The sequence below is a fragment of the Variovorax rhizosphaerae genome (genome assembly GCF_037889975.1).
GTDB lineage: Bacteria > Pseudomonadota > Gammaproteobacteria > Burkholderiales > Burkholderiaceae_C > Variovorax > Variovorax rhizosphaerae.
In genome coordinates this window covers 88,375-101,663 of record NZ_JBBKZT010000002.1, presented here as the reverse complement: position 1 = coordinate 101,663, position 13,289 = coordinate 88,375, and the positions used below count along the sequence as shown (strand labels likewise).

The following is a 13,289-nucleotide window of genomic DNA, read 5'->3' as shown; positions in this document are numbered from 1 at the left end:
CAAGGCAACGAGATCACGCAACGAGACAACGCAACGAGACATGCACCATGACCGTCCGTCCTCCCGCACCCTGGCTTGACGCATGGCCGCAAGGCCTGCCGAGGGAACTCCCCGCGCCGCGGGTCACGCTGTACCAACATCTGGCCGCGGCCACGCAGCGCCACCCAGACAAGCCAGCCATCGTGTTCTTCGACACGGCCATCAGCTTCGCGGCGCTGCAGGCACAGGTCGATGCACTGGCCGGTCACTTGCAGCACCGCGCAGGCGTGCGGCACGGCGACCGCGTGCTGCTCATGAGCCAGAACTGCCCGCAGTTCACCATCGCCTTCCATGCCATCGTGCGCTGCGGCGCCGTGGTGGTGCCGGTCAACGCGATGAGCACCGCCACGGAGCTCGACCACTACATCGCCGATAGCGGCGCAGCCGTGGCGATGGCCGCGCAGGAGCTGTTGCCTGCCATGCGCGCCGCACTGGACGATGGCCGCCTGCGGCATGCGGTGGTGCACTGCTATGCCGAGGCCCTCGGCGCGGTGACCGACCTGCCGGTGCCGGAGTGGGTCGCGGCACCGCGCATCGCGCTCGATCATCCACGCATCGCCGCCTGGGCCGATGCGCTGGGCGCAGGCCTCGTGCCCCAACCCGACCAGGGGACGCCCGACGACCTCTGCGTGCTGCCCTACACCTCGGGCACCACCGGCCGACCCAAGGGCTGCATGCACACGCATCGCACCCTGCTCGCGTCGACCATCGGTGCCGCCTTGTGGCGCGGCCTGCATGCCGAATCGGTCGTCATGGGCGTGGCGCCGCTGTTCCACCTGCTCGGCATGCAGAACGCGATGCTGATGCCGATGGCGCTGGGCGCGACGGTGGTCATGATGCCGCGCTGGGACGCGGCCACGGCGGCGCGCCTGATCGAGCGCTACCGCGTCAGCGCCTGGGCCGCGCCGCCGGCCATGCTCAACGACTTCTTCGCGCACCCCGAGGCGCAGCAGCGCGACCTGGCCAGCCTCGCCATCCTCAACGGTGGCGGCGCCGCGATGCCCGAGGCCGTGTCGGAGATGCTGCAGGAGCGCTTCGGCCTGAGCTACATCGAGGGCTACGGCCTCAGCGAGACCGCATCGTTCCTGCACTGCAATCCGGTCGGGCGCGGCAAGCGCCAGTGCCTCGGCATTCCGGCCTTCGGCGTGGACTCGCGCATCGTCGATCCGGAGACCCTGGCCGAGTTGCCGATGGGCGAAGTCGGCGAACTCGTGACCAGCGCGCCGCAGGTGATGCTCGGCTACTGGCACGACGACGCCGCGAACGCGCAGGCCTTCTTCGAGCGCGATGGGCTGCGCTTCTTCCGCACCGGCGACCTCGCGAGCATCGACCTCGACGGCTACTTCTTCATGCGCGACCGCCTCAAGCGGATGATCAACGTGAGCGGCTTCAAGGTCTGGCCTGCCGAGGTCGAAAGCCTGCTCTACGAACACCCCGCGTTGCACGAGGCCTGCGTGATCGCCGTGCCCGACCTGCGCCAGGGCGAGTCGGTCAAGGCCGTGGTGGTGCGCAAGCCCGACACCGAACTCGACGCCGCCCAACTCACCGCCTGGTGCCGCGAACGCATGGCCGCCTACAAGGTGCCGCGCCAGATCGAGTTCCGCAGCGCGCTGCCCAAGTCCAGCACCGGAAAGATCCTGTGGCGCGCCATCCAGGACGCGAACACTTCCACCTCAACCGAGAGCACCACGCAACCATGACACTGCTTGAAGCCGAAGCCGCCACGCGCGCCGACCCGCCGGTCTCCGGACCCACCCGGCACGTTCCCTTCCTCGAGATGATCGGCATGCGCCGCGAACGCGTCGGCAATGGCGAAGCCGTCGTCGTGCTCGACCTGCATCCCGACCTGCTGAACAACCACGGCGCCGGACATGGCGGCGTGGTGATGACCTTGCTCGACAGCGCCATGGCCAACGCCGCGCTCAGCAAGGTCGACTTCATGCGCGAGGTGGTCACCATCGACATGCACATCGGCTTCATGCGCCCGTCGGCTGGTCGTTTGCGCGTGACAGGTCGTGCCACCGGCGGTGGCCGCTCGGTCTGCTTCTGCGAGGCCGAGATGACCGACGACAGCGGCAAGGTCGTGGCCAAGGCCATGGGCACCTTCCGCTATCGCAGCCCGCGTGACGGCGCGGCGCCCGCCACTGCGCCAGGCGCCGCGCTGCGCGAGACGGAGCCCACGCCATGACCAGCCTCACGCAGGGCCTGCAACGCGCGTTGCAGCGCCATCCCGACAAGATTGCGCTGTGCCACGTCGCACCCGGCGACGAGCGCGAGTGGACCTTCGCGCAATTCGCCGACCAGGTCGGTCGCCGCGCCGCCGCGCTGCGGGCCCACGACATCGCGCACGGCGACCGCGTGGCGATCCTGTCGCCCAACAGCGATGGCCTGGTCATCACGCTCATGGCCTGCTGGTGGATCGGCGCGGTGGCCTGCCCGATGAACGTGCGCTGGAGCGTGCCGGAGTTGCGGCATGCGGTGGCCGATTGCGGCGCGGCACTGGTCGTGGTGGACGCGGGTTTCGATGAGGCAGCGACCGCGCTCGCCGGCCTGGCCACGGTGATCTCCACCGCGCAACTCGCCGCGCAAGGGCTGGCGATGCAGCCTGTCGAGGACACGCGCTGCGGCGGCGATGCACTCGCGGCCATCCTCTACACCGGCGGTACGACGGGGCGCTCCAAGGGCGTGATGCTGTCGCATGCCAACTTCTGGTCGGCGTCGATGACGCGCGGTGCGGAACTCAACAACTCGCCGGACAGCGTGTCGCTGCTGGTGGCGCCGTTGTTCCATGTGGCCGGGCTGGGCCGGCTGGTCGGCCAGAGCATCGTCGGCGGCTGCTGCATCACGCTGCCGCAGTTCCGGGCCGACGTGGTGCTCGACGCGATCGAGCGGCATGGGATCTCGGACATCATCGTCGTGCCGACCATGCTGCAGGCGCTGCTCGAAGCGCCCGGTTTCACACCGGCACGCGTGCAGAGCCTGACGCGCATTGCCTTCGGCGCCGCGCCGATGCCGCCGGACCTGCTGGACCGCGCGCTGTCGATCTGGCCGCAGGCGGAGTTCTTCCAGGCCTATGGCCTCACCGAGACGGCGGGCGCGGTCTGCATCAACCTGCCGATGAACCATCGCGCCGCCGCGCTCGCGCAGGCGCCGGGACGGTTGCGCTCGGTCGGACGTGCGGGGCTCGGCGCGGAGATCCGTATCGTCGACGAAAGCGGCAAGGAAGTGCCGCGCGGCGAGGTCGGCGAGATCGTCGTGCGCGGCCCGATGGTCACCAGCGGCTACTGGAACCTGCCGGAGGCCAGCGCCGCGGCCTTCCGCGACGGTTGGTTCCGCACCGGCGACGGCGGGCGCATGGATGGCGAGGCCTTCCTGTTCGTCGTCGACCGCCTGAAGGACATGATCATCACCGGCGGCGAGAACGTCTACTCGGCCGAGGTCGAGGCGGCCCTGCGCAGCCATGCCGACGTGACGGACGCCGCGGTGATCGGCGTGGCTGACGCGCGCTGGGGCGAGTCGGTGCATGCGGTGGTGGTGCTGCGCCCTGGGTCGGACGCAAGCACCGACGAACTCGTGGCCTGGTGCCGCACGCGGCTGGCCGGCTACAAGTGCCCGCGCAGCATCCGCTTTGCACCGGCCTTGCCGCTGTCGGCGGCCGGCAAGGTGCTGAAGACCGCGTTGCGCGCCGAGCATGCGCAGTTGGAGGCAACCGTCTGATGGACGCACAACCCGACCCGCGGCAGGCCTTCTCGGCCGTGCCCTTCATGCACCTGCTCGGCGTCAAGCGCGAGTTCTCGCAAGGCGGCCGCGCCCGCCTCACCGTCGACACCCGCCCCGAACTCGAGAACTACATCCACGCGATGCACGGCGGCGTGGTCGCCACGCTGGTCGACGTGGTGATGGCCAGTGCCGCCGTCTCGCGCATCGACTTCGCGAAGACCGCCGTCACGCTCACGATGAACACCAGCTACCTGCAACCCGGCCGCGGCCGCCTCACCGCCGATGGCGAAGTGATCAGCGTCGACGACGACGGCGACGTGGTGCAGTGTCAGGCCCGCGTGACCGATGCGCAGGGCGCGGTGGTCGCGCACAGCATCGGCTCGTTCCGTTACCTCGCGCACCGTTGAACCGCATGAACCTCACATCACAAGACCTCCTCGATTTCACTGGCCGCCATGTCTTCGTGGCCGGCGGCAGCAGCGGCATCAACCTGGCCATCGCCGATGCCTTCGCGCGGCGCGGTGCGCGTGTCTCCATCGCAAGCCGATCGGCCGAGCGCGTGGCCGGCGCGGTGGCGCAGTTGCGCAGCCACGGCAACGAGGCCGAGGGCTACAGCGCCGACGTGCGCGAATACGAGGCCATCGAGGCCGCGCTCGCGCAGGCCAGCCGGCGCTTCGGCGCGATCGACGTGCTGGTCTCGGGCGCGGCCGGCAACTTCGTCGCACCTGCGCTGGGCATGTCGAGCAAGGGTTTCCGAACGGTCGTCGACATCGACCTCGTCGGCGGCTTCAACGTGTTGCGCGCGGCCCATGCCCACCTGCGCAGGCCCGGTGCCTCGGTCATCAACATCTCGGCGCCGCAGGCCGCCAACCCGACGCCGTACCAGGCCCATGTCTGCGCCGCGAAGGCCGGGCTCGACATGCTCACGCGCGTGCTGGCGATGGAGTGGGGCGCCGATGGCGTGCGCGTCAACTCGATCGTGCCCGGCCCGATCGGCGACACCGAGGGCGTGCGCCGCCTCGCGCCCGGCGACGGTGCGCTGGCCGCCATGACCGCAACGATTCCGCTGGGGCGCATGGGCACCACGGCGGAAGTGGCCGACATGGCGATGGTGCTCAGTTCGCCGCCCGCAGCGTTCGTCACCGGCGCCGTCATCCCCGTCGAGGGCGGCAGTTCGCTGGCCGGTGGCCGCGACCTCGGCGCTGCCGTTCAATCCCGCTGAAAGAATCACGATGGGCAACACACTCACCTTCACCGTCGACCAGCAGATCGCCACGCTGACGCTCGACGACGCTGCCACGCGCAACGCGCTCGGCCTGCAGATGCGCGACGAGCTCGGCGCGGCCATCCGCAGCATCAAGCAGGACAAGTCGATCCGCGCCGTCGTGCTGACCGGCGCGGGCGGGCACTTCTGCTCCGGCGGCGACCTGCGCAACATCGCGAGCGCCGGCCTCGACAACCAGGGCTGGCACGAGCGCCTGCATTCGCTGCACCACTGGCTGCAGGACCTGATCACGCTGGACCGGCCGGTGATTGCCGCGGTCGACGGTGCGGCGTTCGGCGCGGGCTTCGGCCTGGCGCTGGCGGCCGACTACGTGATCGGCACGCCGCGCACGCGCATGTGCGTGTCCTTCCTGCGCGTGGGCCTGGTGCCGGATTGCGGCGTGTTCTACACCTTGCCGCGCATCGTCGGCCCGCAGCGTGCCAAGGAGTTGATGCTGTCGGCGCGCGAGGTCGGTGCCGAGGAGGCGCTGCGCCTCGGCCTGCTCGCCGAAGTGCAGCCACCCGAGCAATTGCAGGCACGCGCACAGGCCATTGCCGCCAGCTTCGTCAACGCCGCGCCGATGGCCGTGGCGCTCATCAAGCGCGCCGTGGCCGCGGGCGGCGACCTGTCGACTCAGCTCGAACTCGAAGCCAGCGCCCAGTCGCTGGCCATGGGCACGCAGACCCACCGCGACGCGGTGCAGGACTTCCTCGCGCGTCGCCCGGCCGCCTTCCAGTGGCCGGCATGAACCGCCTTCACACAAGTTTTCACAGAACCCAAGGAGCAAAGACATGAGTGAACCCCAGATGCTGGCCGGCAAGGTGATGGTCGTGACCGGTGCCGGTGGCGGCATTGGCCGCGACATCGCGCTGGCCATGGCCCGTGCCGGTGCACGCGTCGTCGTCAACGACATCGGCGCATCGGTCGCCGGCGAGGGCTCGGACGCCGGCCCGGCGCAGCGCGTGGTCGACGAGATCCGCGCCGCCGGCGGCGAGGCCGTGGCCAACACCGACAGCGTGTCGGAAGCACGCGCGGCAGCCCACATCGTCACGAGCGCGCTCGACACCTTCGGCCGCATCGACGGCGTGGTCAACAACGCCGGCATCCTGCGCGACCGCTTCTTCCACAAGATGGGCGACGACGAATGGGACGCGGTCATCAAGGTGCATCTCTACGGCGCCTACTACGTCAGCCGCGCGGCGGCGACGCACTTCAAGGCGCAGGAGTCCGGCGTGTTCGTGCACATGACCAGCACCTCGGGACTGATCGGCAACTTCGGGCAGGCCAACTACGCGGCGGCCAAGCTCGGCGTGGCGGCGCTGTCGAAGTCCATCGCACTCGACATGCTGAAGTTCAACGTGCGCTCCAACTGCATCGCGCCCTTTGCATGGAGCCGCATGATCGGCTCGATCCCGACCGAGACCGAGGCCGAGCAGCAACGCGTCGCGCGCATGAAGCAGATGACGCCGGCCAAGATCGCGCCGCTGGCGGTGTGCCTGGCCAGCGACCAGGCGGCCGACACCAACGGCCAGATCTTCGCGGTGCGCAACAACGAGATCTTCCTGATCAGCCAGCCGCGCCCGGTGCGCTCGGTGCATCGCTCCGAAGGCTGGACGCCGGAGATGGTGGCCAGCCATGCGTTGCCGGCGTTGAAGGCGCAATACTTTCCGCTCGACCGTTCGAGCGACGTGTTCACCTGGGACCCGGTGTGAGGTGGGCCGCGCGATGACATTGCCCGCCTGCTTCCAGAACCTGCGCCTGCCGGTGATCGCCTCGCCGCTGTTCATCATCAGCGTGCCGCAACTCGTGATCGCGCAGTGCAAGGCCGGCATCGTCGGCTCGATGCCGGCGTTGAACGCGCGGCCGGCGACGCTGCTCGACGATTGGCTGGCCGAGATCACCGAGACGCTGGCCGCGCACGATCGCGCGCATCCGGAATCGCCCGCTGCGCCTTTCGCGATCAACCAGATCGTGCACAAGAGCAATGACCGGCTCGACCACGACATGCAGGCCTGCGAGCGCTACAAGGTGCCGCTGGTCATCACCTCGCTGGGCGCGCGCACGGACATCAACGACGCGGTGCATGCCTGGGGCGGCATCGTCATGCACGACGTCATCAACAACCGCTTCGCGCACAAGGCGGTGGAGAAGGGCGCCGACGGCCTGGTCGCGGTGGCGGCGGGTGCCGGTGGCCATGCGGGCGTGACGAGTCCGTTCGCGCTGGTGCAGGAGATCCGCCGCTGGTTCGACGGCCCGCTGGCGCTGTCTGGCGCTATCGCCAGCGGTCGCGCGATCCTCGCGGCACAGGCGCTGGGCGCCGACCTGGCCTACATCGGCTCGGCCTTCATCGCGACCGAGGAGGCCCGCGCCGACGAGGCCTACAAGCGCATGATCGTCGAGAGCAACAGCGACGACATCGTGTATTCCAACCTGTTCACGGGCGTGCACGGCAACTACCTGAAGCCGTCGATAGTGAAGGCCGGCATGGACCCGGACAACCTGCCGCAGAGCGACCCGTCGAAGATGAACTTCGGCAGCACGCGCAAGCCGTGGAAGGACATCTGGGGGTGTGGGCAGGGGATTGGTGCGGTGGGCGCGGTGGAGCCGGTGGCGCGGCGGGTGGCGCGCATGGCGGATGAGTATGCGGTGGGAATGCGGGCGCTGGTCGAGCCGTAGGCAGTGGCCGCGTAGGGGCCCAACATCCTCAATCCTGAGGACGGCAGGGGACGTATCGAGGAATAGGCTCCGGGGCACCATCGACTGGAGGGGAATGCCATGGGTACCCGGTACGTCATCAAGGTGGACCTCGCGGACGTCTGGGCCGCGCCGGACCGCAAGGAACTGCTGCGAACGCTGGCGTGGGGAGACGAGATCGTCGTCAACAACATCACCCCGACCGCGTTGGAGATCGAGGTCGTCGTCTACGTCCAACAGCAGGGAGGCAGTGTCATCACGCAAAAGACCACGGGCTTCATCGTTCCGCGAAAGAGCCAGAAGCTTCGGCCGTCGGACCTGGTGGCCGAGCCTGCGTCGAACGATGTGCTGCGCGTCAACTTCGTCGACGTGCAGCAGGGCGATGGCGCGGTGATCGAGTCGCCGGACGGCAAGGTGATCCTGGTCGATGGCGGCGACAACCAGTTGTTCGCGCGCTACCTGGCCGGACGGTTCAACGGCACGACGGCGGCCAAGCCCAAGGACATCGATTGCATCCTCGTGACCCATGGCGATGCCGATCACTTCGCGGGGCTCGTCGAGATATTCGATTCCGAAACCCTGGGCGACGTGAAAAAGCAGTTGTTCATCCGTCCGCACCGCGTGTTCCACAACGGCATCGTCAAGCGGCCGAGCACCCGGAACGACAAGAGGGTTCCGGACCGCGAACTCCTTGGCGCGACGAAGCAGGTGGCGGGAAGCACCTATATCACCGGCCTGGAAGAGAACCTGCTCGAGGTCGACGATGCCCAGATGAACCAGCCCTTCCGGCGCTGGAAGGCCGCGTTGGCGCACTACGACCAGCGGCAGAAGATCGCGTTCCGCCGGTTGCAACTCGGGGACAACGAGGCGTTCGACTTCTTCAACGACGGTGCGATGCGCATCGAGGTGTTGGGACCGATCCCGGCGGAGGTCGACGGCAAGCCCGCGCTCAAGTTCCTCGGCGAGCCGCCCGAAGGCCCGCGCATCGGCCACGAGTCGCTCGAGGACACAGCCCTGCGTTCCAGCGGGCTTTCCGCGTCCCACACGATCAACGGCCATTCCGTCGTGTTCAAGCTCGGCTACGGCGGCTTCAGCTACCTGTTCTGCGGCGACCTCAACGACGAGTCGAGTCGATTCCTTGCGCGCGAGAACAACAAGGGGACGATCAACCTGCGCTCCGAGGTGTTCAAGGTGCCGCATCACGGGTCGGCCGATTTTTCAGGCGCGTTCCTCCAGGCGGTTTCGCCGATCGCCAGCGTGGTATCGAGCGGCGACGAGAACGTGCGCAAGGAATACATCCATCCGCGCGCGACGCTCGTCGGCGCGCTCGGCAAGTACTCCCGCGTCCCGGAGCCACTGGTCTTCGTCACGGAGCTGGTCGCGTTCTTCACCTACGAAGGCAGCGTCGTCCCGACGAGTCCGGCCCGGGCGAAGGAGCGCGGGACGTTCCAGGGGTTCAGCCGTGCGGCTTTCGGCATGGTGAAGACGAGGACCAACGGGTCGCGCCTGCTGATCTACACCGACAGCGCCAACGCCAAGCTCAAGGAAGCCTATGCGTATGAACTGGATGCGTCGGGGCAGCCTCTGCCGGCGCCGGTGAAGAGGGTCTGAAGTTTCGACTCACCAACCACCGTGCCGCAGCCATTCATCGAGCTGGACGATGCGGTCGCAGCCCCAGAACATCTCGCCATCGACGATGAAGGTGGGCGTTCCCCAGACGCCTTTCGCGACGGCATCGGCCGTGGCCTGGCGGAACAGGTCGCGTGCGTGCTCGCCGTGTTCGTCCTCCACCAGCGAGGCGGCATCGACCCCGCTCTGTGCAGCGAGGGCCTGGGCGTCGGTCCAACTGTTGGGTGGCCGCCCGAGCGCATGGTGGCTGTGGAACACCGCGTGCGCAAAGCGAGCGCCTGCGAAGGCATCGGCTTCCTGGATCAGGCACAACATGCGGCTCGCCGTCACGCTGGAAAAGCTGGCGGTCGGCGCCGGCGCATAGGGCAACTCCAGCCAGCGCGCCATGCGATGCACGTCCTTCCGCACGTACGCGCCTTTCAGCGGAACGTCGGCCATCGCCTGTGTCATGCCGAGCATGTCCTTCATGACGGCGCGCATGTGGAATGGATGCCATCGCACCGTGCGCCCGTGGCGTGCGGCCAGCGACTCGATCTGGCGCGACGCGAAGTAGCCGTAGGGCGAGATGAAGTCGAAGTGGAAGTCGATGAACTTCCCGGCCTGCGTTGCAACGACGGGCACGGCACCGTCGCTCATGCGCCCTGCCGTGGCTGCACCGCGCCACAGGCCACCAGCGAAGTAATCTGCTCCTCGGTGCGACCGAGTTCGCGCAGGATCGCGAGCGTGTGCTCGCCGAGATGCGGAGCGTCGGCCGCAGCGCCGGCCGGCACCGCCGAAAACTTCGCCGCAGCGCGCGCCGAGCGCAACCTGCCGACACCCGCCTGCGCGCTTTCCTGCAAGGACGCATTGGCCCGCACCTGCGGGTCGTCGGCCAGTTGCCGCTTGTGGTTGACCTTGCCCACCGGAACGCCCGCCGCGCCCAGGCGTGCGATCAACATGTCGACATCTTGCTCGGCAATCAATGGCTCGATCAGCCCGCGCAGTTCGGCTTGATGCAGGCGGCGCACCGGAATCGAGACGAATCGCGGATCGCGCACCAGTTCCGGCACGCCCAGCGCATGGCACATTGCGGCGAACTCATCGTCCTGCGGCGTGATCATGGCGAACCAGCCGTCGCGCGCCCGCCAGAGCTTCTGGTTGGCGCCGAACTCGGGCAGGGGCTTCACATCGCCGTCGAGAAAGCTGTGGTTGTAGAGCGCCTCCGGCCACAGGAAGGACAGGGCCGCGTCGAGCATCGACAGCTCGATCTTCTGCCCGCGCCCGGTCTGGCTGCGCGCATGCAGCGCCGCGCCGAGGGCCTGCGCTGCGGTCAGCGCGGTGATCTTGTCGCACAGCAGCGTCTGCAGCAGTTGCGGCTCGCCGCTCTCCGGGTTCGGGTGCGCATCCGCAAAGCCCGACACAGCCTGGATCACCGGGTCGTACACGCGGTAGCCGGCATACGGGCCGGTCTGGCCGAAGCCCGAGATCGACAGGTACACGATGCGTGGATTGAAGGCTGACACCGCCTCGTACGAGAAGCCCAGCCGCGACAGCGCACCTGGCCGGAAGTTCTCGACCAGCACATCGGCGCCGGCGATCAGGTCGCGCAGCACCTTCGCACCCTCCGCATGCTTGAGGTCGAGCACGATCGAGCGCTTGCCGCGGTTGATGCTGGCGAACAGCGCCGAGATGTCGCCCTTGGCCGGGCCGATCACGCGCGTGAGGTCGCCCTTCGGCGTCTCCACCTTGATCACGTCCGCGCCCTGGTCCGCCAGCAGTCCCGCGGCCATCGGCCCGGACACCACGGCGGAGAGGTCGACGATCTTCAGTCCGGCATAGGGTGCCTGCATGCGTGCCTCCGGGTTCGTCATCAGTTCTGCTCGACCTTGATGTTCGAGGTCTTGATGGTGCGGTCGAACAGCGCGGCGTCCGAACGGATCGCCGCCGCCAGAACCTCGGGCGTGCTGCCGGCGGGGTCTTGGCCCATCTCGACGATGCGCGCCTTGAGGTCGGGCGACTGGACGGCCTTGGCGATGCCGTCGGACAGCTTGTGCAGCACGTCGGCCGGAACGCCGGCCGGCGCCAGCGCCTGGAAGAAGCCGACCGGCTCGAAGCCCTTGTAGCCCTGCTCCAGGAAGGTCGGCACCGATGGCGCGGCGCCGAGGCGCTGCGTGCCGCTGATGGCCAGCACCTTGACCTTGCCGGCCTGCAGCAGAGGCAGCACGGTGCCGGTGTCGAGATAGGCGCTCGACACCTGTCCGCCGAGCAGGTCGTTGACCGCCGGGGCCGCACCCTTGTACGGCACATGGACCATGTCCAGCCTGGCGTCGAGCTTGAGCGTCTCGCCGAAGATGTGCGCGGTGGTGCCCTGGCCGAAGGATGCGTAGCTGTGCTTGCCGGGGTGGGCCCGGACCTGCTCGACGAACTCCCTCAAGTTGCTGGCCGGGAAGCTGCTCAACACCACCAGCGCCACCGGCGAGCGCGAGATCATCGACACCGGCGCGAAGTCCTTCTCGACGTTGAAGGGCAGGTCGGCATAGAGCGACTTGGCATAGATGATGTTCGAGATCGTCACCGCGAACACATGCCCATCCGCGGGCATGCGGGCCATCGCGACCATGCCGTTCCAGCCGGAGGCGCCGGGGCGGTTCTCCACCACGACCGGCTGGCCCCAGGACTCGCTCAGCTTCTGGCCGATGCTGCGCGCCAGCACGTCGGTGGTGCCGCCCGCGGTGAAGGGCAGGATGATGCGGATCGGCTTGTTCGGGAACGTGGCGGCCGTCGCTGTGGCGGGCGCCGTCTGGGCCCATGCAATAGTTGGCAGCAGCAGCGAGGCTGCGAGGGCGGCCAGCCCGGCACGGCGTGTGGTCTGCGGGTTCGGGTGCGTCATGCGGCGCTCACTCCGGCTTGAAGCCGATTTCGTCGAGCATCTGCTTTTCATGCGCGTATTGCTTGGCGGCGTACTGCGTGTAGGTCGCGCCATCGACGGGCCAGGGCGCGAGGTCGAAGTCGCTGAGGATGCGGTTGTAGGCCGGGTCGTCGGCGGCCTTGCGGAAGGCCGCGTACAGGCGCGCACGCACGGCCGGGTCCATGTTCTTCGGCGCGACCAGGCCGAAGGGCGACTGCACCACGAAGTCGTAGCCCAGCTCGCGCAGCGTCGGCACATCAGGCCAGCGTGCCAGGCGCTTGTCGGTGAAGGAGGCCAGCAGGCGGATCTTGCCGCTGCTCGCCATGGCGCCGAAGCCGGGGTCGCCGTACACATCGAGGTGCCGGCCAACGACCGCGGTGAGCTGCTCGTTGCCACCCTTGAACGGGATGAAGTTGAACTTGACGCCAGCCGCGCGTGCCATCCGCTCGGCATAGATGCGGTTGGCGCTGATGGCACCGACGTTGCCCCAGCTGATCGCGCCGGGCCGTGCCTTGGCATCGGCCAGCAGGTCGGCAAAGTTCTTCCATGGCGCATCGGCCGCGACCGCGACACCGGTGGTCAGGTTGGCGATGCCCATGACGTAGGTGAAGTCCTTGCGGGGATCCCAGTCGACCTTGTTCATGTGCGGCCAACGGATCACCGAGTTGTGCATGACGCCGAGCGTGTAGCCGTCGGCATCGCCCATGGTCGTGAGGCTGCTCACGCCGGTCACGCCGCCGGCGCCCGCGCGGTGCATGAGCACGACGGGCTGGCCCAGGTCCTTCGCAGCGGCCTCGGCCAGCGCGCGCAGCACCGTGTCGAACATGCCGCCGGCCGGGAACGGGATCACCAGCGTGATCGGCTTGTTGGGGAAATCCGCTGCCTGCACGGGCAGCGTAGGCAGCGCGGTCGCGAACGCCGCGGCGGCCGTGCAGAGAAGCTGGCGCCTGGAGAGGCGGGTGGGGCAAGAGGGCATGTCTGTCTCCGGTTCTGTTCGTGTGACTCGATGGGTCGCGCCGGACCCGGCGCTGCGAGATGTCGCCTTGCGGCCCGCGA

General features: G+C 68.5%; 13 protein-coding genes. 9 read left to right on the top strand and 4 right to left on the bottom strand.

The features are described 5' to 3' along the window. Nucleotides 1-47 precede the first annotated feature (47 nt). From WKW82_RS04290 to WKW82_RS04250, 9 genes are all read left to right on the top strand, one after another. A complete protein-coding gene (locus tag WKW82_RS04290) occupies nt 48-1,739 on the top strand; it encodes a long-chain-fatty-acid--CoA ligase (RefSeq protein ID WP_340341015.1) in 1,692 nt (563 codons plus the stop codon). Continuing rightward, the gene (locus tag WKW82_RS04285) at nt 1,736-2,227 is read left to right on the top strand and encodes a PaaI family thioesterase (protein ID WP_340341014.1); all 492 of its coding nucleotides are present in this window, start codon (nt 1,736-1,738) and stop codon (nt 2,225-2,227) included. Before WKW82_RS04290 ends, WKW82_RS04285 begins: the two co-directional genes overlap by 4 nt. Beyond that, nucleotides 2,224-3,756, top strand: coding sequence for a class I adenylate-forming enzyme family protein (locus WKW82_RS04280; protein WP_340341013.1), 1,533 nt, complete (start codon nt 2,224-2,226; stop codon nt 3,754-3,756). The genes WKW82_RS04285 and WKW82_RS04280 overlap by 4 nt, the downstream gene beginning before the upstream one ends. Next, nucleotides 3,756-4,166 (top strand): PaaI family thioesterase, encoded by a 411-nt coding sequence (locus WKW82_RS04275; RefSeq protein ID WP_340341012.1) that lies wholly within the window; start codon nt 3,756-3,758, stop codon nt 4,164-4,166. The genes WKW82_RS04280 and WKW82_RS04275 overlap by 1 nt, the downstream gene beginning before the upstream one ends. 5 nt (nt 4,167-4,171) lie before the next feature. Continuing rightward, nucleotides 4,172-4,981 carry an SDR family oxidoreductase gene (locus WKW82_RS04270; RefSeq protein ID WP_340341011.1) on the top strand — a complete coding sequence of 270 codons (810 nt, stop codon included), beginning with the start codon at nt 4,172-4,174 and terminating at the stop codon, nt 4,979-4,981. A gap of 10 nt (nt 4,982-4,991) precedes the next feature. Continuing rightward, on the top strand, nt 4,992-5,771 hold the full coding sequence (locus WKW82_RS04265; protein WP_340341010.1) for an enoyl-CoA hydratase/isomerase family protein: 780 nt from the start codon (nt 4,992-4,994) through the stop codon (nt 5,769-5,771). 58 nt (nt 5,772-5,829) lie between these two features. Continuing rightward, nucleotides 5,830-6,735: an SDR family NAD(P)-dependent oxidoreductase gene (locus WKW82_RS04260; protein WP_340341453.1), complete on the top strand. Its 906-nt coding sequence runs from the start codon at nt 5,830-5,832 to the stop codon at nt 6,733-6,735. A 13-nt stretch (nt 6,736-6,748) separates the two neighbouring features. Then, nucleotides 6,749-7,699: an NAD(P)H-dependent flavin oxidoreductase gene (locus WKW82_RS04255; RefSeq protein WP_340341009.1), complete on the top strand. Its 951-nt coding sequence runs from the start codon at nt 6,749-6,751 to the stop codon at nt 7,697-7,699. A 99-nt stretch (nt 7,700-7,798) separates the two neighbouring features. Then, complete coding sequence (locus tag WKW82_RS04250; RefSeq protein ID WP_340341008.1) at nt 7,799-9,328, top strand: ComEC/Rec2 family competence protein; 1,530 nt, start codon at nt 7,799-7,801, stop codon at nt 9,326-9,328. Between the two features lie 9 nt (nt 9,329-9,337). Here WKW82_RS04250 and WKW82_RS04245 read toward each other — a convergent pair whose 3' ends face one another. The 4 genes from WKW82_RS04245 to WKW82_RS04230 are packed head-to-tail and all read right to left on the bottom strand — an operon-like array spanning nt 9,338 to nt 13,209. Then, nucleotides 9,338-9,982 carry a 2-hydroxychromene-2-carboxylate isomerase gene (locus WKW82_RS04245; RefSeq protein ID WP_340341007.1) on the bottom strand — a complete coding sequence of 215 codons (645 nt, stop codon included), beginning with the start codon at nt 9,980-9,982 and terminating at the stop codon, nt 9,338-9,340. Further along, the gene (locus tag WKW82_RS04240; protein WP_340341006.1) at nt 9,979-11,196 is read right to left on the bottom strand and encodes a CaiB/BaiF CoA transferase family protein; all 1,218 of its coding nucleotides are present in this window, start codon (nt 11,194-11,196) and stop codon (nt 9,979-9,981) included. The genes WKW82_RS04245 and WKW82_RS04240 overlap by 4 nt, the downstream gene beginning before the upstream one ends. After that, nucleotides 11,196-12,215: a Bug family tripartite tricarboxylate transporter substrate binding protein gene (locus WKW82_RS04235; protein ID WP_340341005.1), complete on the bottom strand. Its 1,020-nt coding sequence runs from the start codon at nt 12,213-12,215 to the stop codon at nt 11,196-11,198. The genes WKW82_RS04240 and WKW82_RS04235 overlap by 1 nt, the downstream gene beginning before the upstream one ends. A gap of 7 nt (nt 12,216-12,222) precedes the next feature. Then, nucleotides 12,223-13,209: a tripartite tricarboxylate transporter substrate binding protein gene (locus tag WKW82_RS04230; RefSeq protein ID WP_340341004.1), complete on the bottom strand. Its 987-nt coding sequence runs from the start codon at nt 13,207-13,209 to the stop codon at nt 12,223-12,225. Between the last annotated feature and the right edge of the window lie 80 nt (nt 13,210-13,289).